General features: G+C 64.3%; 18 protein-coding genes, 3 pseudogenes and 1 other annotated feature. Of the genes and pseudogenes, 6 read left to right on the plus strand and 15 right to left on the minus strand.

Annotated elements, in window-relative coordinates; translation table 11 throughout:
* The first annotated feature begins 168 nt into the window (after positions 1 to 168).
* Complete coding sequence (locus C6Y53_RS07065) at positions 169 to 1,737, plus strand: 4-hydroxyphenylacetate 3-hydroxylase N-terminal domain-containing protein (protein ID WP_106471803.1); 1,569 nt, start codon at positions 169 to 171, stop codon at positions 1,735 to 1,737.
* Between the two features lie 67 nt (positions 1,738 to 1,804).
* Here C6Y53_RS07065 and C6Y53_RS07070 read toward each other — a convergent pair whose 3' ends face one another.
* From C6Y53_RS07070 to C6Y53_RS07085, 4 genes and pseudogenes are all read right to left on the minus strand, one after another.
* Positions 1,805 to 2,611, minus strand: coding sequence for a mechanosensitive ion channel family protein (locus tag C6Y53_RS07070; RefSeq protein ID WP_106471804.1), 807 nt, complete (start codon positions 2,609 to 2,611; stop codon positions 1,805 to 1,807).
* A 181-nt stretch (positions 2,612 to 2,792) separates the two neighbouring features.
* Positions 2,793 to 3,386, minus strand: coding sequence for a recombination mediator RecR (gene recR / locus C6Y53_RS07075; protein ID WP_106471805.1), 594 nt, complete (start codon positions 3,384 to 3,386; stop codon positions 2,793 to 2,795).
* A gap of 79 nt (positions 3,387 to 3,465) precedes the next feature.
* Positions 3,466 to 3,810, minus strand: coding sequence for a YbaB/EbfC family nucleoid-associated protein (locus tag C6Y53_RS07080; RefSeq protein WP_106473990.1), 345 nt, complete (start codon positions 3,808 to 3,810; stop codon positions 3,466 to 3,468).
* 53 nt (positions 3,811 to 3,863) lie between these two features.
* Positions 3,864 to 5,653: pseudogene (locus tag C6Y53_RS07085) on the minus strand (DNA polymerase III subunit gamma/tau).
* 140 nt (positions 5,654 to 5,793) lie between these two features.
* Here C6Y53_RS07085 and ypfJ point away from each other — a divergent pair.
* The gene (gene ypfJ / locus C6Y53_RS07090) at positions 5,794 to 6,639 is read left to right on the plus strand and encodes a KPN_02809 family neutral zinc metallopeptidase (protein WP_106471806.1); all 846 of its coding nucleotides are present in this window, start codon (positions 5,794 to 5,796) and stop codon (positions 6,637 to 6,639) included.
* Between the two features lie 26 nt (positions 6,640 to 6,665).
* Here the strand turns inward: ypfJ and C6Y53_RS07095 are convergent, their stop codons facing one another.
* A complete protein-coding gene (locus C6Y53_RS07095; protein ID WP_106471807.1) occupies positions 6,666 to 7,070 on the minus strand; it encodes an OsmC family protein in 405 nt (134 codons plus the stop codon).
* Positions 7,071 to 7,412: 342 nt separating this feature from the next.
* Here C6Y53_RS07095 and dctP point away from each other — a divergent pair, with 342 nt between their 5' ends.
* Genes dctP through C6Y53_RS07110 form a run of 3 tightly spaced genes read left to right on the plus strand, consistent with a single transcriptional unit; the run spans position 7,413 to position 10,183 of the window.
* A complete protein-coding gene (gene dctP, locus C6Y53_RS07100) occupies positions 7,413 to 8,339 on the plus strand; it encodes a TRAP transporter substrate-binding protein DctP (RefSeq protein ID WP_244614961.1) in 927 nt (308 codons plus the stop codon).
* A gap of 15 nt (positions 8,340 to 8,354) precedes the next feature.
* The gene (locus C6Y53_RS07105; RefSeq protein ID WP_106471809.1) at positions 8,355 to 8,894 is read left to right on the plus strand and encodes a TRAP transporter small permease; all 540 of its coding nucleotides are present in this window, start codon (positions 8,355 to 8,357) and stop codon (positions 8,892 to 8,894) included.
* Entirely contained in the window at positions 8,894 to 10,183 is a 1,290-nt protein-coding gene (locus tag C6Y53_RS07110) for a TRAP transporter large permease (protein WP_106471810.1), read from the plus strand. Before C6Y53_RS07105 ends, C6Y53_RS07110 begins: the two co-directional genes overlap by 1 nt.
* A gap of 514 nt (positions 10,184 to 10,697) precedes the next feature.
* On the opposite strand, the gene C6Y53_RS07115 is transcribed toward C6Y53_RS07110, so the two are convergent.
* Positions 10,698 to 11,929 (minus strand): IS3 family transposase gene (locus C6Y53_RS07115; RefSeq protein ID WP_106470855.1). Its coding sequence is split into 2 segments (ribosomal slippage): positions 10,698 to 11,632 and positions 11,632 to 11,929, totalling 1,233 coding nucleotides; the frame shifts between segments, so codons are not numbered across the junction.
* Positions 11,523 to 11,639: a sequence feature (AL1L pseudoknot), on the minus strand. (Overlaps the previous gene by 117 nt.)
* A 54-nt stretch (positions 11,930 to 11,983) precedes the next feature.
* On the opposite strand from C6Y53_RS07115, the pseudogene C6Y53_RS07120 reads away from it, so the two are divergent.
* Positions 11,984 to 12,544: pseudogene (locus tag C6Y53_RS07120) on the plus strand (IS256 family transposase); the annotation flags it as partial.
* A 53-nt stretch (positions 12,545 to 12,597) separates the two neighbouring features.
* Here the strand turns inward: C6Y53_RS07120 and C6Y53_RS07125 are convergent.
* From C6Y53_RS07125 to C6Y53_RS21355, 9 genes and pseudogenes are all read right to left on the minus strand, one after another.
* Positions 12,598 to 13,225 (minus strand): annotated as a pseudogene (locus C6Y53_RS07125) (IS110 family RNA-guided transposase); the annotation flags it as partial.
* Between the two features lie 129 nt (positions 13,226 to 13,354).
* Entirely contained in the window at positions 13,355 to 14,740 is a 1,386-nt protein-coding gene (locus tag C6Y53_RS07130) for a M20 family metallopeptidase (protein ID WP_106471811.1), read from the minus strand.
* On the minus strand, positions 14,737 to 16,353 hold the full coding sequence (locus C6Y53_RS07135) for a gamma-glutamyltransferase (RefSeq protein ID WP_244614962.1): 1,617 nt from the start codon (positions 16,351 to 16,353) through the stop codon (positions 14,737 to 14,739). Before C6Y53_RS07135 ends, C6Y53_RS07130 begins: the two co-directional genes overlap by 4 nt.
* On the minus strand, positions 16,350 to 17,369 hold the full coding sequence (locus C6Y53_RS07140) for an ABC transporter ATP-binding protein (RefSeq protein ID WP_106471813.1): 1,020 nt from the start codon (positions 17,367 to 17,369) through the stop codon (positions 16,350 to 16,352). Before C6Y53_RS07140 ends, C6Y53_RS07135 begins: the two co-directional genes overlap by 4 nt.
* A complete protein-coding gene (locus C6Y53_RS07145) occupies positions 17,366 to 18,361 on the minus strand; it encodes an ABC transporter ATP-binding protein (RefSeq protein ID WP_106471814.1) in 996 nt (331 codons plus the stop codon). Before C6Y53_RS07145 ends, C6Y53_RS07140 begins: the two co-directional genes overlap by 4 nt.
* 4 nt (positions 18,362 to 18,365) lie before the next feature.
* A complete protein-coding gene (locus C6Y53_RS07150) occupies positions 18,366 to 19,265 on the minus strand; it encodes an ABC transporter permease (protein WP_106471815.1) in 900 nt (299 codons plus the stop codon).
* A gap of 1 nt (position 19,266) precedes the next feature.
* Positions 19,267 to 20,184 (minus strand): ABC transporter permease, encoded by a 918-nt coding sequence (locus C6Y53_RS07155; protein WP_106471816.1) that lies wholly within the window; start codon positions 20,182 to 20,184, stop codon positions 19,267 to 19,269.
* A gap of 62 nt (positions 20,185 to 20,246) precedes the next feature.
* On the minus strand, positions 20,247 to 21,755 hold the full coding sequence (locus C6Y53_RS07160; protein ID WP_106473991.1) for an ABC transporter substrate-binding protein: 1,509 nt from the start codon (positions 21,753 to 21,755) through the stop codon (positions 20,247 to 20,249).
* A gap of 1 nt (position 21,756) precedes the next feature.
* A complete protein-coding gene (locus tag C6Y53_RS21355; protein ID WP_149615479.1) occupies positions 21,757 to 22,119 on the minus strand; it encodes a hypothetical protein in 363 nt (120 codons plus the stop codon).
* Between the last annotated feature and the right edge of the window lie 75 nt (positions 22,120 to 22,194).

Consider the following 22,194-nt stretch of genomic DNA (forward strand, 5'->3'; position numbering starts at 1 on the left):
CTCCTCCGGTGTGCCGGTTGATCGAACCTTAGCCGTGGCCCCGGCATCCGGGCCATGCCCGTGCCGGTATCCGGTGATACCTAGCCGCATGGCCGGTTTCCCGCGCAGTTATGGCCTGCCCCGGACGGACTTCACCACCGTCCGCTGACCCCAAGGAGGAGAAAGACCATGCCCAGAGACAATGTCGCAGGCGCCAGCACCGAAGTGTTCACCGGATCGGAATTCCTGGAGAGCATCCAGGACAGCCGGGAGATCTACATCTACGGCGAGCGGGTGAAGAACGTCACCAAACACCCCGCCTTCCGCAATTCCGCGCGGATGGTGGCACGCTGGTATGACGCGTTCCACGAAAAGAAGAATGACATCGGGGTCCTGGCCGACAACGGCACCGACAACATCACCCACCCGTTCTTTCTGGGCTCGCGCACATCCGAGGACCTGATCAAGAGCCGCGACGCGGTGAAGGAGCTGCAGAAGGTATCCTATGGCTGGATGGGCCGTTCGCCGGACTACAAGGCGGCTTTTCTCGGCACGCTGGGCGCCAATTCGGGTTTTTACGGCGAATATGCCGAAAATGCCCTGCACTGGTATCGCAAGACCCAGAACCGGCTGGATTACTGGAACCACGCCATCGTCAACCCGCCGATCGACCGCGACCGCGCCATCGAAGACGTGCGCGACGTGTTCATGCATGTGGACAAGGAAACCGACAAGGGCCTGATCGTGTCGGGCGCCAAGGTGGTCGCCACCGGCTCGGCGCTGACCCATTACAATTTCATCGCCCATTACGGCATCCCGGTGAAGGACAAGGAATTCGCGCTGATCTTCAACGCGCCGATGGATGCGGACGGGGTAAAGCTGATCGCGCGGTCGTCCTATGAATTCAACGCCGCCGCCACCGGTTCGCCGTTCGACTATCCGCTGTCCTCGCGTCTGGACGAAAACGATTCGATCCTGGTGTTCGACAAGGTGCTGGTGCCCTGGGAAAACATCTTCGTCTATGGCGACACCGACAAGATCAACTCGTTCTTCCCGGCCTCGGGTTTCGTGCCGCGCTTTACCCTGCACGGGCTGACCCGGCTGTCGGTCAAGCTCGACTTCATCGCCGGGCTGTTCTCGATGGCGGTCGAGGCGACCGGGTCCAAGGATTTCCGCGGCGTGCAGACCGCCGTGGGCGAAGTGCTGGCCTGGCGCAACCTGTTCCACGGGCTTTCGGACGCGATGGTGAAATCGCCGGTCCCGTGGGACGGCACCGACGGCTACAACCTGCCCAACGCCAATGTCGGCCTTGCCTACCGGGTGTTCGCGCCGATGGCCTATGGCCGGATCAAGGAACTGATCGAGCGTCATGTGGCCTCGGGGCTGATCTACCTGCCGTCATCCTCGGCGGATTTCGAAAGCGAGGCGATCCGCCCCTATCTCGACCGTTTCGTGCGCGGCTCGAACGGCTATGCCGCCATCGACCGGGTCAAGCTGCTGAAACTGCTCTGGGATGCCATCGGCACCGAGTTCGGCGGTCGCCACGAACTCTATGAACGCAACTATGCCGGCAATTACGAGAACATCCGCATCGAGACCCTGCTCAACGCCGATGCCAGCGGCGACCTGGCCAACCTGCAGGCCTTTGTCGGGCAGTGCATGGGCGAATACGACCTGTCCGGCTGGACCGGCAACGACCTGGTCAACCCCGACGACATCAACCTGATCGGGCGCGGGATGATCCAGAACGTCGGCTGATCCGCGGCAGCAAAAAAGGAAGGGGCCGGGTCGTCGTGACCCGGCCCCTTGTCCGTCTCAAGCGCGCTCAGGCGTCTTTCTTGATCTCGACCGAATGCGGATAGGGGATCGAGATGCCCGCGCCGTCAAAGGCTTCCTTCACCTCCTTGGTCAGCGCGAATTTGAGATCCCAGTAATCCGCCGCGTTGCACCAGACCCGCGTGGTCAGGTCGACCGAGCTGTCGCCGAGATTGGTCACGCGAACCCAGGGTTCGGGATCCTTCAGCACCCGGCTGTCGGCATTGGCCGCGTCCAGGATCACCTGCATCGCCCGCGAGGCATCGTCGCCATAGTCGATCCCGAACACCAGGTCGACGCGACGGGTGTCGTGATGGGAGTAGTTGCTGATGATCGACCCCCAGGCCTGCCCGTTCGGGACGATGATCTGCACGTTGTCCGGCGTCACCAGTTCGGTGGTGAACAGGTTGAGGTCCTTCACCGTTCCGGCGGTGCCGCCGATATCCACGAACTGGCCGAGCTTGTAGGGCCGGAACAGGATCAGCATGAACCCGGCGGCGAGATCGCTCAGCGTGCCCTGCAGCGCGAGGCCGATGGCCAGGGTCGCCGCGCCGAGCATGGCGACAAGGCTGGTCGCCTCGATCCCGAAAATCCCCAGCACCGCCACCAGCACCATAAGCAGGATCACCCAGCGCACCGTCGATGCCACGAAATTGCCCAGCGTCGGGTCGATCTCGGACCGGGCATTGACGCGGCGGCGCACCGCCCCGGACAGCATCCCCGCCACGGACCACCCCACGATCAGCACCACCAGTGCCTTTGCCGCATTTACGAGCAGCGGCCCAAGCCCGCCCGCATACTCCATGATCTGGTCCATCTCTAGGTTCCCTTGCTATCGTTCATCCGGCCACGGGCCGCGGCACATGCCAAACGCCGCCGCCCCGGCCCTACTCATCGCGGAAACCGGCGCACCGCGACAAGGGGCAAACCGGGCAGATCGGGGGGAAAATTGCCGGTCATCCGGCAAAAACCGCCGGATCGGGCCGTTCGGCGCAAGCTCAGAGCGATTTGCGGGCGCGCAGAGCGGCGGTGATGGTGCCGTCGTCGAGATAGTCGAGCTCCCCCCCGATCGGCACCCCCTGCGCCAGCGAGGTCAGCCGCACCCGCCCCTCCAGCCGGTCGGCGATGTAATGGGCGGTGGTCTGGCCGTCCACGGTGGCATTCAGGGCGAGGATCACCTCGGTGATGGATTCGGCCCCGACCCGTTCGACCAGTTGCGGGATGCGCAGGTCTTCGGGGCGTATCGCGTCGAGCGCCGACAGCGTGCCGCCCAGAACGTGATAGCGGCCGCCGAACACGCCGGCGCGTTCCATCGCCCAGAGATCCGCCACGTCCTCGACCACGCACAGCTCGCCGTTGGCGCGTTTTTCCGAGGCGCAGATATCGCAGATTTCGGTGGTGCCGACATTGCCGCAGCTGGCACATTCGCGGGCGGTTTCGGCAACCAGCCGCAGCGCGTCGGCCAGCGGTGTCAGCATCAGGTCGCGTTTACGGATCAGGTGCAGCACCGCGCGCCGGGCCGACCGCGGCCCCAGCCCCGGAAGGCGGGCCAGCAGGTCGATCAGAGTGTCGATGTCGCGGGTTGAGGACATGCGGTTCGGCCTGTGTCGGCGGTGGGGAGCGAGGGGCCAGCCCCTCGCGCACCCCGGGATATTTCCGGCAAGAGGAAGCTCAGAAGGGGAGCTTCATGTCCTTGGGCAGGCCCATGCCTTCGGTCAGCTTGCCCATTTCCTCGCGGGCGCGGTCGCCGGCCTTGGTCTGGGCGTCCTTGATCGCGGCGAGGATCAGGTCCTCGACCACTTCCTTGTCGTCGCTGTTGAAGATCGACGGGTCGATATCCAGCGTCTTGAGTTCGCCCTTGCAGGTGCAGCTCGCCTTGACCAGCCCGGCACCGGATTCGCCGGTGACCATCAGCTTGTGCATGTCGTCCTGCAGCTGTTCCATCTTGGCCTGCATTTCCTGCGCGGCCTTCATCATCTTGGTCATGTCGCCAAGCTGCCCGAGTCCCTTGAGCATGTCCATCTCCCGGCTGTTGCGTCACTGTTCCTGATACGCGCGGGCGGGCAGCGTCACAAGGGGCCGCCGCCATCCTCGAACGGGTCCCATTCATCGGGCACCTCGGGCAGCGCGTCCGTTTCGGCCTGGGCCGCGATCTGGTCATGGGTGCGGATGGCGGTGATGCGCGCCTTGGGGAACCGGGTCAGGACGGCCCTTACCAGCGGATGGGTCTCGGCCTCGGCGCGCAGGGCGTTTTCCTCGGCTTCGCGGGTTTCCACGATGGTGGGGGCGCCGCCCTCCGAGACGACCGAGATTGCCCAGCGGTTGCCGGTCCAGCCCTGCAGCCGCGCGCCGAGCCGCTGGGCCAGGTCGCCGGGCGCGCCGGGGGCCAGCGCGAACTCGATCCGCCCCGGTTGGTAGCGCACCAGCCGCAGCCCGGTTTCGACCTCGACCAGCAGTTTGACATCGCGGTTGGCCCGGATCAGCGCGACGACGTGATCGAAGCTGGGGAACCGGTCCAGCGCGGCGGCCGTATCCTGCGCCAGCGCCGCCGATGTGGCAGTGCCGTTGCCGCCGCGCGGCGGGGCCGAAGCGATAGCCGAGGCCCCGCCCCCCCGCCCGCCGCAGGCGAGCCCGCGCCCTGCGCGGGTCTTCCTCCGCCCGGAGCGGGCGGTGGTGGCGGTGGGGGAACCGGCGCGTCCTTCAGTTTGCGCACCAGTTCCTCGGGCGATGGCAGATCGGCCACATGGGTCAGCCGGATCACCGCCATTTCCGCGGCCATCATCGCGTTGGGCGCGCTGGCCACTTCCTCCAGCGCCTTCAGCAGCATCTGCCACATCCGGGTCAGCACCCGCATCGGCAGGGCGTCGGCCATGGCCTGGCCACGGGCGCGTTCATCGGGCGACACGGTGGGATCGTCGGCGGCATCCGGCGTGATCTTGACCACGCTGACCCAGTGGGTGACCTCGGCCAGGTCCCGCAGCACCGCCAGCGGGTCGGCGCCTTCGGCATATTGCGCGCCCAGTTCGGTCAGCGCGCCCGCGGCGTCGCCCTTCAGGATCAGGTCGATCAGGTCCAGCACCCGGCCCCGGTCCGCCAGCCCCAGCATCGCGCGCACCTGGTCGGCGCCGGTTTCGCCCGCGCCGTGGCTGATCGCCTGGTCCAGCAGCGACGTGGCATCGCGGGCCGAGCCCTCGGCGGCGCGGGTGATCAGGGCCAGCGCGTCCTCGGCTATCTCCGCCGCTTCGGCGGTGGCGATGCGGCGCAGCAGGCCGATCATGTCCTCGGGTTCGATCCGGCGCAGGTCGAAACGCTGGCAGCGCGACAGCACCGTGACCGGCACCTTGCGGATCTCGGTGGTGGCGAAGATGAACTTCACATGCGCGGGCGGTTCCTCGAGCGTCTTGAGCAGCGCGTTGAAGGCGCTGGTCGAGAGCATGTGGACCTCGTCGATGATGAACACCTTGTAGCGCGCGCTCGCCGCGCGGTAGCTCACCGAATCGATGATCGCGTCGCGGATGTTCTGCACGCCGGTATGGCTGGCGGCGTCCATCTCCATCACGTCGACATGCCGGCCTTCCATGATCGCCCGGCAATGTTCGCATTGCCCGCAGGGTTCGGTGGTCGGCCCGCCGGTTCCGTCCGCACCGATGCAGTTCATCCCCTTGGCGATGATTCGCGCGGTGGTGGTCTTGCCGGTGCCGCGGATGCCGGTCATGATGAAGGCCTGCGCGATCCGGTCGGCGGCGAACGCGTTTTTCAGCGTGCGCACCATGGCATCCTGCCCGACCAGGTCGGCAAAGGTTTCCGGGCGGTATTTGCGGGCGAGCACCTGGTAGGCGGGCGCGTCGGTCTGGGTCATCTCGGCCTGTCTGAATCGCTGTTCCGCACCAGCGTAAGGGCGCGGGTGCGGCGCGTCCACTGCGGAAAGCGCGGCAGGATTGGCGGGGGTCGCGATTGCCGCTAAGATCGGCGGCAGAGACCGTCCGGGAGAACCAAGCCATGCGCCTGAGGGGAGTACGGGGCAGCCGCAATGTCGAGGATCGCCGCCGCTCGGGCGGTGGCGGGCGAGCGGGCGGCGCGGTGCGGGTCGGCGGCCTGGGGCTGCTGGCGGTGCTGGCGATCGGCTATTTTACCGGGATCGACGTGACGCCCCTGCTGACCCAGGGCGGCCCCACGGCGGCGGTGCCGCGCGACCTGACGCCCGAGGAGGAACAAGCGGCCGAATTCTCGACCCGTGTCCTGGCCACGACCGAACAGGTCTGGGGGCAGGTGTTTTCGCGGCAGCTCGACCGACCCTACACCCCGCCGGTGCTGGTGCTGTTTTCCGGTGTCACGCAAAGCCCCTGCGGCGGCGCGTCGGGCGCCACCGGGCCGTTCTATTGTCCGGTGGATCACAAGGCCTATCTGGACACGCAGTTCTTTGCCACGCTGTCACGCCAGTTCGGCGCCAGCGGCGATTTCGCCGCCGCCTATGTGATCGCGCATGAGGTGGCGCATCATGTGCAGAACGAACTGGGCATTCTCGGCCAGGTGGACGGCCTGCGCCGCCAGTCCTCCCGCAGCCAGGCCAATGCGCTGACCGTGCGGCTGGAATTGCAGGCGGACTGTCTCAGCGGGGTCTGGGCGCAGGCCGTGGACGGGCTGCTGGACCCCGGCGACATCGACGAGGCCCTGAATGCGGCCCGGATGATCGGCGACGACCGGCTGCAGCGGCAGGCCGGCCAGATCCCCCGCCCGCACACCTTCACGCATGGCACGTCCGAACAGCGCAGCGGCTGGTTCAGGCGCGGCTATGACGCGGGCCGGATCGAAGCCTGCGACACGTTTTCCGACCAGTCCCTCTGAGCCCCGCGCCAACCGGCAACAGCGACCTACCCGACCCGGTCCAGTTCGAGGGCAACCGTGCAGGTCAACGAATTGCTGATCGTGCAGATCGACTTGGCCTTGCGCAGCAAATCCTCCGCCTGCCCGGCATCGTCGGTCAGTTGCCCCAGGACACGGATGCCGACCGACCCAAGCCGGCTGGGAAGATCCGTCGCCTTCTGGCCGGTCACCTCGACGGTGAACGGCGTGAGCTGCACCTGCGCCTGACCCGCCGCGATGTCGAGAGATTTCGCGATACAGGCGCCGAGCGAAAGCAGGAGCAGATCGACCGGTGTTCCCTGTGGCGGGGTGGCGCCAAGGGCATCGCCGTTCAGGCCGAACAACAACGTGTCGCCGCCATCCGACCGCACCCGGACCGGGCCAAACGATTTCGCTTTGATCCTGATTGCCATTCTTGCCTCTCGGAAACGGGACCTGCCATCGCGCGGATGCTGCGCAGAATTCACCCGAACGTCAATCGACCATGGCCCGGACGGGCCCCGATGGAACAGGCGCCACCCGCGCCCGGCGCCGGAGACATCCCGATGGCGCACGCACGCGTTTGCCTTTTTATGCTTCCGATTTGGGGCCGCGATCACTACAACAGCACGGGAACGGACAACCGGGGAAAAACACCGGGAATTTCAACAAGGCTGAACAATTTCAAGGAGGTATGAACGATGAAACGCCTGTTTGGTAGTATTGTCACTGGGTTTGCCCTCTCCCTGTCGCCCGCAGGGGCCGATGAGTGGCGCGTGAACAACTTCCTTCCCGAAACCCGCCCGGAATCGGCGGAGCTCGAACAATTCGTGGCAGAGGCCAACGACGCGCTGGGCGGGGCGCATGAACTGAAGCTCTACAGCGGCGGGTCGCTGGGCCTGCCCAACACCGACACGCTGCGGTTCCTGCCGAAAGGGGCCGTCGAGATGAGCCTGATGTGGGCGAACTATCTCGGCCGCGACGCGCCGGCGCTCAGTTCGGTCGTGGTCCAGGGCACCATCGGCTCGATCGAGGAATTCGAGAAAGCGATCCCCGTGGTTCAGGAAATCTATCAGGAAGAATTCGCCGACTGGGGCGTGTCGTCGGTGGGATATGTCGCCATTCCGATGCTCATGGTCTCGGTCTTCTGCGGCGAGGAACCGGTCAACACGCTCGAAGACCTGAAGTCGAAGAAGCTGCGTGTCTGGGCCCGCGACCAGGTCGAGACCTTTACGCGGCTCGGTGTCTCTGCCCAGATCATACCGCAAGAGGAACTCTATGTCGCGATGAAGACCGGCGTCGTGGATTGCGCCCTCTACCCGGCGCTCTATGCCCACACGATCTCGTTGCAGGAAGTATCGAAAACCGCCTCCTTCCTCTACCCGATGGCGTCGGGCCCCTATGTGCTGGGCGTTGCCACCGACCGGTGGGAAGCCGCGGACGACGCGTTCAAGGCGGCGGTGACCAAGGCCGCGGACGACCTGTGGGACCGCACCAACCGGTATGACGACGACCTGGAACGCGAGATGCAGGCACGCAAGGACCTCGCGGCACAGGGCATAACCTGGGGCGAGGATTTTCCCGAAGCCGACCGCGCGCAGTTCGTGGCGGCGGTGACCGAGGTCTGGGCGGAACTGGCCGAGGAAGCGGGCGGGAACGCCGTCGGCTATCGTGAACGCGTGCTCGAAGCGCTCGGGCGCTAGGCGGGCCGGTCTTCGATGGCCCGATCCGCCGGACACCTCCTGGCGCAGGTTCTGCGCGGGCTCGCCCTTGCCTGCGCCATTGCCGGGTCTCTGGGGATCGCGGCCATCGTTCTCATCATCTCGACCAGCGTCGTGATGCGAAAACTCGGCACGCCGCTGCATGTGACCGAAGAAGTCGTCGGCCTGCTGCTGAGCGTGTCGCTGTTGCTGGCCCTTCCCATGATCACCCTGCGCGCCCGGCATGTCCGGGTGGCGTTGCTGGTGAACGCGACCGGCGGCATCTGGCTCCGGGCGCTTCGGATAACGGGGCTGGTGCTGAGCCTCGTCTTTTTCGGCTGGCTGATGTCCGAGATCATTCCCTGGTTCGACTTTGCCTATGACCGCAACCTGAAGACACAGACCTCGCGGCTCCTACTCTATCCGTGGATGGCGGTGATGCCGGTGACCGTCCTGCTGACCATGGCGATCCTGCTGGCCGGGCTGCTCGGAATTCTACCTGAAATGGACGAGGAAACCCGGCCCGGCCTCACCGGCGAAAGCGGGACGGCCGGCTGATGTTCTGGACCACGCTGATCGGCGGGCTCGTGGCCACCGCCAGCACCGGAATGGCGCTGGGCGCCGCGCTGGGCCTGACCGGCCTCGTGATCCTGCATGTCTTTTCCAACGGCGCGACTTCGCTGGCCGTGGACGCGATCTGGAATGTCTTCAACTCGTTCACCCTCAGCGCGGTTCCGGTCTTCATCCTGCTGGGCGAGATTCTGCTGCGAAGCGGGGTCAGCGAACGCGCCTACACCGCATTCTCGCCGCTTTTCCGCCGCGTCCCGGGGGGGCTTCTGCATACCAACATCGCCGTCTGCACCCTGTTCGGGGCGGTCAGCGGCTCCAGCCTGTCCACCGCGGCGGCGGTGGGGTCGGTCGCCTATCCCGAGATGACCCGGCGCGGTTACGACAAGGACATGGTGGTCGGCAGCCTCGCCGGCGGCGGCACGCTCGGCCTGCTGATCCCGCCGAGCCTGTCATTCCTCATCTACGGCGCGCTCACCGAGACCTCCATCGGTCGGCTCTTTGCCGCCGGCATCGTGCCCGGGCTGATGGTCGGCAGCCTCTTCATGGCCTATATCCTGATCCGCTGCGCCCGCCAGCCAGCGCTGGCGCCCCGCGATGAAAGCCAGGGATCGCTGGTCGAGATCATGCGCGGCTTCCGGCATATCTGGCCCATTCTCGCGCTCATCGCGGCCGTGATCGGCAGCATCATGGGCGGGATCGCGACGCCGACGGAATCCGCCGGTCTCGGCGTGATCTTCGCCATCGTGCTGACCTCGATCTGGGGTGATTTCACCTTCCGCAAGCTGCTCGATGCCGTCTACCATTCCGCGCTTCTCTTCGCGTCCGTCGGCTTCCTGGTGCTTGGCGCGACGATCCTGGCAAAATCCGTGAGCATTCTCGGCGTGCCGCAGCAGATCCTCGAAACCGTCGCGTCGAGCGGCCTGGGCGCGCATACCGTGCTCATGATCGTCGTGCTGATCTATCTCCTGCTGGGGTGTTTCTTTGACGGTCTTTCGCTGATGATCATGACCCTGCCAGTGGTGTTCCCGCTGCTGACCGGGCTGGGGTTCGATCCGATCTGGATCGGCGTCGTCATCACCATCGTCATCGAGATCGGCCAGGTGACCCCTCCGGTCGGGCTCAACCTCTCGGTCCTGACGGCGCTGACGAAGAACGAGGTAAGCCTCGGTCGCGTGGCGATCGCCACCATACCCTACTGGATGATCCACCTCCTTGCGATCGTCCTGCTGAGCATGATGCCGACCCTCGCCCTGTTCCTGCCCAACCTGCTGTTCTGACGACAGCCGGTCGTCATGGGGGGCTGCCAAGGTGACGGGTCAAGGCGTTTCGAAGTTCGAGACCCATCCGGCAGCATTGCAGGGCCTTGCCCCGACATGGCTCGGGGCTGCGGGGGGCGCGGGAATTGGACGCGCTGATGAGGATCGCGGTCTTTCGCATGAGCCCGCACAATCATGCCGCCGTCGGATGTCTCTGTTCGCCCCGATAGCGGTCAAAATTACCGCAACTGAGGCGCAGCTTGTTCTCGCCAAGCGGCTGAAAAGACATCCAGTTTCAAATCCGTCCCGATCTAGTTGAAGGGCGGGTGGAAAGAGGCGCGGGGCGTTCGGAGACCTATTTCGGGTCAACGGCCAGTCTCCGAAATTCGGATGGCTCCGCTAAACCACTTTGAAACAAAAAGAAAAAAGGCCCCGTTAGGGACCTCATCTCAGGTTTGCGAATGGTTGGTGGCGGAGGGAAAGAGATACGTAACTGAACCGCCCCGGGTTTCCGAGAGGCTTTTTTGTTCAAGACCTACGCGGCTTTTTCAAGGGTGTTCATCTGTTCGTAGAATGTATCCTCCACTTCCTGTGGCGGCCGGTGCCCGATGGCGCTGTGTAGCCGCTCGTTGTTATACCGGCTGACCCATTGCAGGGTCTCCCATTCGACCTGAGCCATGGATTTCCAGGGGCCGAGGAAGTTGATCACCTCGGTCTTGAACAGGCCGATGACGCTCTCGGCCAGCGCGTTGTCATAGCTGTCGCCCACGCTGCCCACCGAAGTGTCGATACCGGCATCGGCCAGGCGCTCGGTGTAGCGGATGGACAGATACTGGCTGCCGCGATCGGAGTGATGGATCAACCCGCCGCCTGTTGGGCATCGCTGGCAGATGGCCTGGTTCAGGGCATCCAGCACGAAGCCTGTCGTCATCGAGGTCGAGACGCGCCAGCCCACGATCTTGCGGGCGAAGACATCGATGATGAAGGCCACATAGACCATCCCCGCCCATGTCGACACATAGGTGAAGTCCGACACCCAGAGCTGATCGGGCATGGCAGCCACGAACTGCCGGTTGACCTTGTCATCAGGGCAAGGCTGCGCTGGATCGGGGATGGTTGTCTTCTTCTGGCCCCGCACAACCCCTTGCAATCCATGAAGATGCATGAGCCTTTCCACGGTGCAACGCGCGATGTCGTGCTCATCGCGCCGAAGCTGGTGCCAGATCTTGCGGGCACCATAACGGCCCCGGCTCTTGCCGTGGACTGCCTTGATTTTCTCAATATCCACAGCATCCTGCCTGGTGCGGTCCGAGGCAAGCTGGGGATTGCGCGCGATGGCGGCATGGCGATGGAAGGTTGCTGGGGCAATCTGCAGGACACGGCAGATCGGCTCGACCCCAAAGACCCCGCGATGCTTCTCGATGAAGGCGATCATTTGCGGAACAGGCGGTCGAGCTCCGCCTGGGCAAAATAAGCCGACGCCTTCTTCAGGATCTCGTTGGCCGTGCGCAGTTCCTTCACCTCGCGCTCCAGCGCCTTGAGGCGGGCCTTCTGCTCGCTGGTCAGCCCGTCGCGCTCGCCTGCATCGCGTGCCGCCTGGATGCACCAGGCGCGCAGTGTGTCGTGCGAGCAGCCAAGCTTCGGGGCGATCGCCCGATACGCCGCGTTGTCACTGGTGTAATCGGGCCGCCGTTCGCGGAATAGCCGGACGCCGCGCTCGCGGAACTCGGCCGTATATGCCGGCGTGCGCTTCTTCTTCGATTCCATAAGGATCATCCTCTGAGAGTTCTACTCTCTCGGAAACCCGGGGCGGTTCAATCGGTGATGGACGAGTTGAAGAACCGGGGCGTGCAGGACATCTTGATCGCCGTCGTTGACGGGCTCAAGGGCTTCCCCGAAGCGATCACGGCGGCCTTCCCGGACGCCATGGTCCAGACATGCATCGTGCATCTGGTGCGCCATTCTCTGAACTTCTGCTCCTGGAAGGACCGCAAGGTCGTGGCCGCCGACCTGCGCCGGATTTACAGCGCCCCGACCGCCGATTTGGCTGAAGCTGAGCTCGACGCCTTCGAAGAAAAGTGGGCCGGGAAATACGCGTCCATCGCCCCGGCCTGGCGCCGGGCATGGCAGGAGGTAATTCCGTTCTTTGCCTTCGATCCGGCGATCCGGAAGATCATTTACACGACGAATGCCATAGAAAGCCTGAACCGCGTGATCCGCAAATCAATCAAGACGCGCGGCTCTTTCCCGACCGACGAGGCAGCGACCAAGCTGATCTACCTGGCAATTCGCAGGTTCGAGAAGGATGGCCGAAATGTCCGGGAATGGTTCGCCGCCCGCAACCAGTTCGCCATAATGTTCGGCGAGCGTTTCGACGCTTGAGTATCTGAAACCGCATGGGCCGGGCCAGATACACAGATTTCAGGACACTCCCGGCGCCGTGCAACCGCGTTCTCCTTGACCCGTCTGCTGATCTCTGTGTCCAGCTTCACGATCTCCGTTTCGAGGTGTCGGAGTGTCGCGACCAGCACTTCCACCGTGGTGACAGCATCGGCTGGAAGGTCACTGTCAGGACCTTCGATGATCGCAACCAGCCGCGTGGCATTGCCCGCGCCCTGCGGCACGATCCGCCCAAACTCCCCGGATGGCCTCGCAGGGCATTGATCGCCTGCGTTCGCTACCTGACTAGAAGTTCCCGGATGCGGAACACCATCATAGAGCCTTGGATCTCTTTACTTTTCACCGGCACGTAGCGCATCGTGGGGCGCGATACCACTTCGCAGATTGCCTTGGTATCGCAGCATCGTTCATTTGGCGTTTGACGAACGGCTCTACATAGGCAGGCGGGATCAGACGCACCTCATCGCCTAGCTTGCCGATCCAGCGGCCTCAGAAGTGCGCACCGCCGCAGGCTTCCACCGCAACAACGCAGGAGAGAAGCCGGCCGAAAAAGTCTAACACCTGATCCTGTCGAAGTTTCTTGCGCAGCACCGTCTGACCGGAGACATCCGCCCCATGAGCCTGAAACACATTCTTCGCCAGATCTGGTCCGACCGTGATAATCTACGACATGACCACTCACCTTTGTTGATCGTTGCAGACCCGCATAGGCACATAGATGCCGGCGGGGCGGTCACATCATCAATGCCTTTCAAGGAAGGACATGATCGGCGACCGGGCAACTGACCGGGATTACCCGGGCACCGGTCCCTCTCCGATATCCCAGAACAGCCCTGCCATCAGCCGCAGGGCATCGCGGCAAATGGGTTTCAACACATGCTCGTCAGGCGCGTGTTGGGAACATCCGCGATAGCTGTGCGGAACCCAAACCGTTGGCAGGCCCAGGATCTCCGCAAAGCTGTCATTGGGCAGCGAACCGGCCAGATTGGGCAGGACATGCGGCTCTTTCCCGGCTGTCCGGGTCAGGCTGGTCTTGACGTAGTCCACCCACGGATGGGTCGGGTCCAGCCTGGTGGCGCGGAAGAACCCGCGATCCTGCAGGGTGATCCGCACCTGTTCGAACCCATTCCTGTCCAGGTGGCGACGCAAGGCGGGCAGGATGTCGTCGGGGTCGGTGCCGACCACATATCGCAACTGGCAGGTCGCGCGGGCGCTGGCGGAGATCGCGTTGACCGGGGCCTCGGGAACGCCGGACGTCATCGCCAGGACGGCGAAACTGTTCCAGCCATAGACGCGTTCGGCGGGGGTCAGGGACGCCTCGCCCCAATCCTCGTTCACCTCGGGCCCCTCGCCTTCGCTGACCGGCAGGTCCCGCAGGGCGGCGCGGATGTCGTCGGTAAGGCTGGCAGGCCGCCATTCGGGTATCCTGATCTGTCCGCGCGCATCGGTGATGGTCGCCAGCGCATGGGCAAGGATCAGCGCCGGGTCGGCGAGCAGACCGCCCCAGTTGCCCGAATGATGGGCGCCCTCGCGCAGATCGACGGTCAGGTCAAATCCGATGCCACCGCGGGACCCCATGAACATGGTCGGCGTATCCGGTTGCAGGCGCGGCCCGTCCGAAGCGATCAGCACATCTGCGGCCAGGCGGTCCTTGTGTGCGGCGAAGAATTCCGGCAGCCCGGCCGAACCGGTCTCTTCACTCATCTCGATCAGGATCTTGCTGTTGAATCCCAGCGCACCGCGTGTGGCCAGCACGGTTTCCAGCGCTGCGATATTGATGAGGTGCTGGCCCTTGTTGTCTGCCGTGCCGCGCCCGTAGAGCCGGTCGCCCTCTTCCACCAAGGTGAACGGGTGCAGCCCGTCGCGCCATTGCCCGGTCTGGGCCCGGATCACGTCGCCATGGCCATAGGTCAGCACGGTTGGCAGGTGCGCCCCCTCGATCCGTTCGCCAAGCAGCAGCGGGCCGCCGCGCGGATCGGGGTTGTCGAATATCTCGCACCTGTAGCCCGCGGCCTGCAGGCGTGGCTGAATCGCTTCGGTCAGGTAGCGATGCAGTTCGGGGCCGCTGTCGGATTTCTGGCTTTCGGTCTCGAAGGCGACCAGATCCGCCAGTTCGGACTGGAACCTGCCACTGTCGAAATAATCCGAAATCCCGGCGATAGCTGCATCACGTTTCATGTCTGGTCCTCGGAAATGGCATCGCCCCATGGCGACATGATCTCGGTGCAGCCCGTGTTTTTGCCATCCCGTCGCATGACCCCGGCGGGACAGGCGAACGCGTAGGGAAAGACGGTGCGGCGGGTGGTGGCAACCGGATGAGCATCTGACAGTGCGGCGATGACCTCGGTCGGCAGGCTGTCATCGGCCACCACGACTTCGCCGCCCGATATGTCGATGCGCGGCTGGTGAAAGGCTGCCTCGATATCCATGCCGAAATCCGAGACAAACGACGACAATTGCGCGACGGCGCCGACGATCTTGCGCCCGCCAGAGGCGCCGAAAGCAAAGTGTGCGCCGTGACCATCATGGCCGATCACCGGGCAGACATTCATCAGGCAGGCCTTGTCCGGCCCCAGCGAATTGGGCCGCCCCTGCACCGGGTCGAACCACATGATGCCGTTGTTCATCAGAAACCCGGTGCCGGGCGACACGACGCGGCTGCCAAAGATGGACAGCAGCGTCTGGGTCTGCGCCACCATGTTGCCCTGCCGGTCCACCACCGAGAAATGGGTGGTGCAGCCCGGGGCTTCGGTGCTTTCGCCATCATCCCCCATCCCCGAGAGCCGTCGCGCATAGGCGGATTTGAGCGCCGCCGCATAGGCGGCATAGGCTGCGGCACCGGGCTTGTCACTGAGCCTGTCACCGGGCCTGTCATCGGACCTGTCGCCGGGCAACCCGGCCTGCGCCAGGTGGGTGAACGTATCGCGAAACGTGGGCCCTGCGGTGAGGCCCGGCATCACATGGAACCCGCCCGCGCCATAGGCGAATTCCAGCGGTGTAACGAACCGGGCGCGATAGGCCCGCAGATCGGCATGTGTCAGGCTGCCGCCCTTGGCCCGCACATCCGCCGCCAGGGTCTCGCCGAGATCGCCGTCATAGAGTTCACGCGCGCCTTTCTCGGCCAGTTCCGCCAGCGATGCCGCCATGGCAGACATATCCAGTCTCTTGTCGGACAGGCTGGTCCAGCCGGCGATCGTGGGCCATTGCCCGTCTTCCAGGAACAGCGCGGCGGCATCCGGATCCTTGGCCAGTTCGCGGGTGGTCGAGGCGATGATCAGGGCAGCGTACCAGTCCACATGCAACCCTTCGTTCGCCAGGTCGACGGCCGGTCGCACCAGGTCGCGCCACGGCATCCGCCCGAAGCGCTCATAGGCCTGCCCCACACCGTCGACGAGGCCCGGCACGGCAATGGCGGTTGCGCCCTGAATGTTGCGATCATCCACGACCTGTTCCCAGGGAAACAGGTCGCCCGCCACGCCCGCGCCGCTGAGGGGATAATCCGCCGGGTTCAGCCCCTTGGGCGACCGCATGCCGTAGTTGAGAGCATATGCCTTGGCTTCGTCGGCACGCCACAGCATCATTGCACCGCCTCCGGCAGGGCCGGACATCCACGGCTCGACCACGCCAATCGCAAAGGATACCGCGGTGGCGGCGTCCACCGCGTCGCCGCCTGCGGCCAATATTTGTGCCCCGATACGGGCAGCACGGGAATGCTGGGCGGCGACGACACCGAATTCGGTTTCGATCACGGTTTTCCGGATCGTCTGGCTGGTGGACAGGCTGGATGTCACGCGGGTTCCTTCATGTGCAGGGCCGGGCCGGTATCGCGGCCGTTCTCGGTATCGTAGAGGTGGCATTCCACATGCCCGTCAGGTGTCGGCACCGGTCGCGGCGCGGTACTGGCGCAATGGGTCATGGCGCGCGGGCAGCGGGGGTGGAAATGACACCCGGGTGGAGGCGCGATCGGGTTGGGATAATCCATTCCCAGCTCCGTATCGGGCACACCCAGGCCGGCGTCGGGTGTCAGCACGGAATTCAACAGCGCACGGGTGTAGGGATGGCGCGACGTGTCGAACAATCCGGCCGTGTCCGCCTGTTCCACGATACGTCCCAGATACATCACTGCCACCCGCGTCGCGAGGTGTTCGACCACTGCCAGATCATGGCTGATGAACAGGTAGGTCAGTCCGAACTCGCGGCGGAGATCGCCCAGCAAATTCAGAATCTGGCTTTGCACGGACACATCGAGCGCCGAGGTCGGTTCGTCGCAGATCACGATTTCCGGTTTCATGATCAGGGCCCGGGCGATGGCGACGCGCTGGCGCTGGCCGCCAGACATCTGGCTGGGATAGGTCTGCATCACGCGCGCGGGCAGTCCGACGATATCGAGGATCTCGCGCACCGCCTTGTCGCGGCTGGCACTGTCCCCGATATCATGGACCCGCAGCGGCAGAGAGACTATGTCGGCGATGGGCTTGCGCGGGTTCAGCGAGGAATACGGGTCCTGAAAGATCGGCTGGATACGGCGGGCCAACGCGCGGCGGTCGCTCGCCAGAACCGCCTGACCGTCGACGAGCACCTCTCCCTGGGTGGGGGCTTCGAGGCCCAGCAGGATCTTGGCAAGGGTGGATTTGCCGCAACCGGATTCCCCGACCAGCCCCAGAACCTCGCCACGGGCCAGAGACAGCGACACATCATTCACCGCGGTCAGCGGCTTCGGCCTGCCGAACAGCCCCTGTTTCACCGAATAGGTCTTGGTCACACCGCGCAGTTCCAGCACTGGCGCGGAGGTCTGGGCATCGCTCATGGCTGGACCTCTGCCGGATTGTGGCCGGTTTCGTGGACACAGCGAAAGGCGTGGCCCGGATCCGGTTCGTGCCGGGGGATGTCGTCGCGGCAGCGCTCGACCGCCTGGTCGCATCGGGTGCGGAAAGGGCAGCCGGTGACACCACCCACGAGGCTGGGCACGATGCCGGGAATGGTGCCCAGCCGGGCGCCTCGCTCGGTCTTGCCCGGTTGTGGAATGCAGCGCAGCAGGCCACGGGTATACGGGTGCATCGGGGCGTTGAACACGTCAGTGGCGCTGCCGGTTTCGACCAGTTCGCCCGCATACATCACCGCCACCTTGTCGGCAACGCGGGCGACCACACCCAGATCGTGGGTAATCAGGATCATCGCCATGTCCATTTCGCGCGTGAGGTCCACGAGCAGGCGCAGAATCTGCGCCTGGATGGTGACATCCAGCGCGGTCGTCGGTTCATCGGCAATGATCAGCTCGGGTTCGCACATCAGCGCCATGGCGATCATCACCCGCTGGCGCAGCCCCCCCGAAAGCTGGTGCGGATACTGGCCAAGCCGACTGGCCGCTGCGGTGATGCCCACCTTTTCCAGCAGTTCGATGGCGCGGGCGCGGGCGGCCTCGCGTCCGACCTTTCGGTGCAACAGAAGCGCCTCGGTCAACTGGTCGCCAATGGTATAGGCCGGGTTCAGCGAGGTCATCGGTTCCTGAAAGATCATCGACATGCGGTCACCGCGCAGCCGCCGCATCGCGCGGCTGCCCGCTCCGGTCAGGTCGATCCCGTCAAACTCCATCTGCCGGGCGCGCCGGTCGATACGCCCCCCCAGAAGCCCCATGACCGCCAGCGAGGTCAGCGATTTCCCCGATCCGCTTTCACCGACGATGCACAGTGTTTCGCCCCGCCTCAGATCGAAATCGATGCCCCGCACCGCATGCAGGATACCGCCCCCGACCGGGATGTTGATGGTCAGGCCGCGCACGGTCAGAAGCGGGTCGCTCATCGGGTCAGCTCCGGTTTTCGGGCGCGGTGACGTCGCGCAGGCCGTCGCCCATCAGATTGATCGCCAGCACCAGCACGAACAGGATCGCACCGGGGATCAGCACCAGCCAGGGTTCGAACAGCATCATGTTCTTGCCCTCCGACACCATCAGGCCCCAGCTGGGGGTCGGCGGCTGCACACCCAGCCCCAGAAAGGACAGCGCTGCTTCGAGCAGGATCGCATGGGCCATTTCCAGCGTCACCACCACGATCAGGTTGTTGACGATATTGGGCATGATTTCGGACAGCAGGATGCGCGGGGTCGAACACCCGACTGCGCGGGCGGCGGCAACGTATTCGCGGCCCCGGACCTGCAGCGTGCTCGACCGCATGACCACCGCGAACCGGTCCCACAGCAGCAGCCCCAGCACCACGATCACCACCTGAAGCGACCCGCCCAGGATCGCCACCACGGCGAGCGCGACCAGCACGACGGGCATGGCCAGCCGCACATTGATCAGAAAGGTCACGACCGCATCGACCCTGCCGCCGAAATAGCCGGCGGCAACCCCCATGGCGGTGCCGATGACGCCGGATATCGCTGCCGCGACAACGCCGATGAGCAACGAAACCCGCGCGCCGTAGATCAGCCGCGACAGGTAATCCCGGCCCAGGTGATCGGTGCCCAGCGGGTGGTTCCAGTCGCCCCCCAGGAATACGGGCGGGCGCATGCGTTCCAGCAGGCTCTGCGCGTAGGGATCATGCGGAGCCAACAGCGGGGCCAGGATGGCCACCAGCATCAGCAGCGCCAGCACCACCGCGCCGATCAGCAGCCCTCGGTGACCGAATACGCGCCGCCGCAGCATCTGACCCGGTGTCGGGCCGATGATCTCCGCCAGCAGAGGATCGGGGGTGGCAACGCTCATCTCAGCCAGCCCTCATTCGCGGATCCAGCCAGGCATTCAGCACGTCGGACAGGAAGGTGAAGACAATGTAGAACAGCGAGAACACCAGGATCAGGGCCTGCACCGTCGGCAGGTCGTTGCGGGCAATGCTCTCCCAGGCGAGATACCCCGCGCCGTGCAGGGCAAAGATGCTCTCCACCACGATCGAACCGCCCAGCATGAAACCCATTTGCACGGCGGCCAGGCTGACCACGGGAATGATGGCATTCCTGAGCGCATGTTTGAACAGGACCGTCGCTTCGGGTGCGCCCTTGGCCCGGGCGGTGCGGATGTAGTCGGATGACAGCACCTCGAGCATGCCGGCGCGGGTCAGGCGCATGATCGCGGGCATCGCGTAATAGCCCAGAACGATGGTCGGCATGATGAAATGTGCCCAGGTCGTCGTGCCCGAGGGCGGCAACCAGCCCAGCTTGATCGAGAACACGACGATCAGAATAAGGCCGAACCAGAAGGACGGCATCGCCTGCCCCGCCACCGAAAGGAACAGCGCCAGCCGGTCGATCACCGAATTGGGTCGGATCGCAGCGACCACGCCCAGCGGCACGGCGGTGAGCAGGGCAAAGGTGATGCCGCAGACACCCAACAGCATGGTGATCTGCAAACGGTCGGCGATCAGACCGGCAACCGGCAGCTTGAAATAGTAGCTTTCCCCCAGATCGCCGGTCATGGCGCCTGACAGCCAGTCCCAGTATTGCACCAGCATCGGACGGTCGAAGCCATAGAGCTTGCGGATCGCCTCGACATCCTGGTCGGTGGCGGTTTCCCCTGCCAGGGCCGCCGCCGGATCACCCGAGAGAAACAGCAGGGAAAAGCTGATGATCGACACGGTCAGGGCCACGAGCAGGGCGAGACCGAGGCGCTTGGCAATGAATTGCAGCACGGGCGCGGGGGCCTTTCAGAAAGGGCGGCAAGGGCCGGAGCGGCCCCTGCTGCCAGAGGTGATCAGTTCCAGCGCATGGTGGTAAAGCGCAACACCTCGTCCGGGGTCGGCGTATAGGCGACCTCCTTGGTGAAGACGTAGTTGGTGTTGTAGCTGAACATGGGCACCCAATACGCCTGGTCGGCGATCTTCTGCAGCGCCTTGCGATAGTATTCCTCGCGCTCGGCCGGGTCGGTCGAACTGTCAGCCACATCGAGCCAGTCCTTGATTTCCTGGTCACGGGAGTCATCCAGCGATCCGAACTTGAAGAACTGGCTGGTGATCGCGGAGGTATCGTTGATCGAATAGGACCCCCAGGTCTGGAACGAAACCGGCGAACCCTCTTTCATCCGCAACTCCCGCAGGGCCGAGTATTGCAGCATGTTGAAGTTGGTCTTGATGCCAACCGCGTTCAGAAACGAAGAAATCGCCTCGGCATATTCACGGTCGCGATAGGCGTAGTAATCGGTTTCGAACCCATCCGGATAGCCTGCTTCGGCCAGCAGCGCCTTGGCCTTTTCGGGGTCGTATTCATAGCTCGTGACATCCTGAGCACAGCCAAACTGGCTGGGAAAACAGGCGGTCGAGATGACCTGGCTCTTGCCCTTGAGCAGCGCGCTTACCAGCGCCTCGCGGTCGATGGCATGCGCCACCGCCTGCCGCACCTTCAGCTTGGTGAACGGGTTGTCGGCCCCGGTGCGCCCTGCGGCATCCAAAGTCAGATAGCCGATGCGCATGGTGCTTTCATTGGCGACGGTGAACTGGTCCATTGCGGCCAGCTTTTCGGCCTGGTCCGCAGGCGTCTGCCAGATCAGGTCAAGCGAGCCGTTGAAAAGTTCGGCAATCTGCGTGTTCACATCGGGGATCGTGCGGATATCGATCTTGCCGATTTCCGGCTGTCCCTTGGGGCTGTCGTGATAGTTTTCGTTCTTCTCCAGCACGAAATGCTGGCCCGGCACCACTTCGGTCACCTTGTAGGGGCCCGTGCCCACCGGCTTCAGCCCCATCCCGGTCGGACCGGCCTCTGCATAATACTCGTCCGGGTACATCGATACCGGCCCCGACAGGAATTCGATGGCGGCGGGGAACGGCTCCTTCAGCAGGATCCGAACGGTGTAATCGTCGACCTTTTCCGCCGATTTCATCCAGTTCACATTGCGCTGGGTCTTTACGCCATTGGCTTCGTCGGCGACAAAATTGACGGTATAGACGACATCATCGGCGTTGAACGGCTCGCCATTGTGAAATGTCACGCCCTCGCGCAGCTTCAATTCGAGAGTGGTGTCGTCGATCCATGTCCAATCGGTCGCCAGGTTGCCCTTGTATTCGTTGGTGGCCGGATCGCGATAGATCAGCCCGTCCCAGATCGCGCGTTGCAGCACCACGCCCTCGCGGGATGAGTTGAAATAGCTGTCGACGTTTTCCAGTTCCTTGGTAAACGCAGCCTTGAGTGTGTCGTCGGCCTTGCCCGCCCATGTTGCCGTGGCGGCGCAGATTGCGGCCACGGTCAGCCCGAGTTTCACTTTGATCATGTCAATTCCCTTGTTGGCCCGCATCGGCGATACCGGCGCTTTCCCCTTGCTTTGATCCAACCGGCATTCCCCAAGTAGCGTGCCGCGTTCGGTCAGGGTCGCCTGAATCTGTTTGCTGAACAAGCGTTTTTCGCCCCGAGCGGCGCCTGCGGTCGCGCAAGCTGTTGGAATCGCGTGGATCCGGCTGCGAAACCGCGACTTTTTTTGCCCGATGGCGGCGTTTGCCGTTCGGCACAGCATCCCAGTTGATCTCGGGGTCGAACCAGATCGTCAGCGAGCCACGGCGCTTGCGTGCCACGTTGTGGGCTGGCCGTTTCGAAGTCCTGTGGATCACAAAATCGGTCTGCCCAAGCCGCCCATCCATCCCGCTGGATTCACATTATGAAGCCCGTACGAGATTTGGGCAGCACAACCCGCTTTTGCCGGAATGTGACCGATG

It is taken from the genome of Pukyongiella litopenaei (assembly GCF_003008555.2).
Classification (GTDB): domain Bacteria; phylum Pseudomonadota; class Alphaproteobacteria; order Rhodobacterales; family Rhodobacteraceae; genus Pukyongiella; species Pukyongiella litopenaei.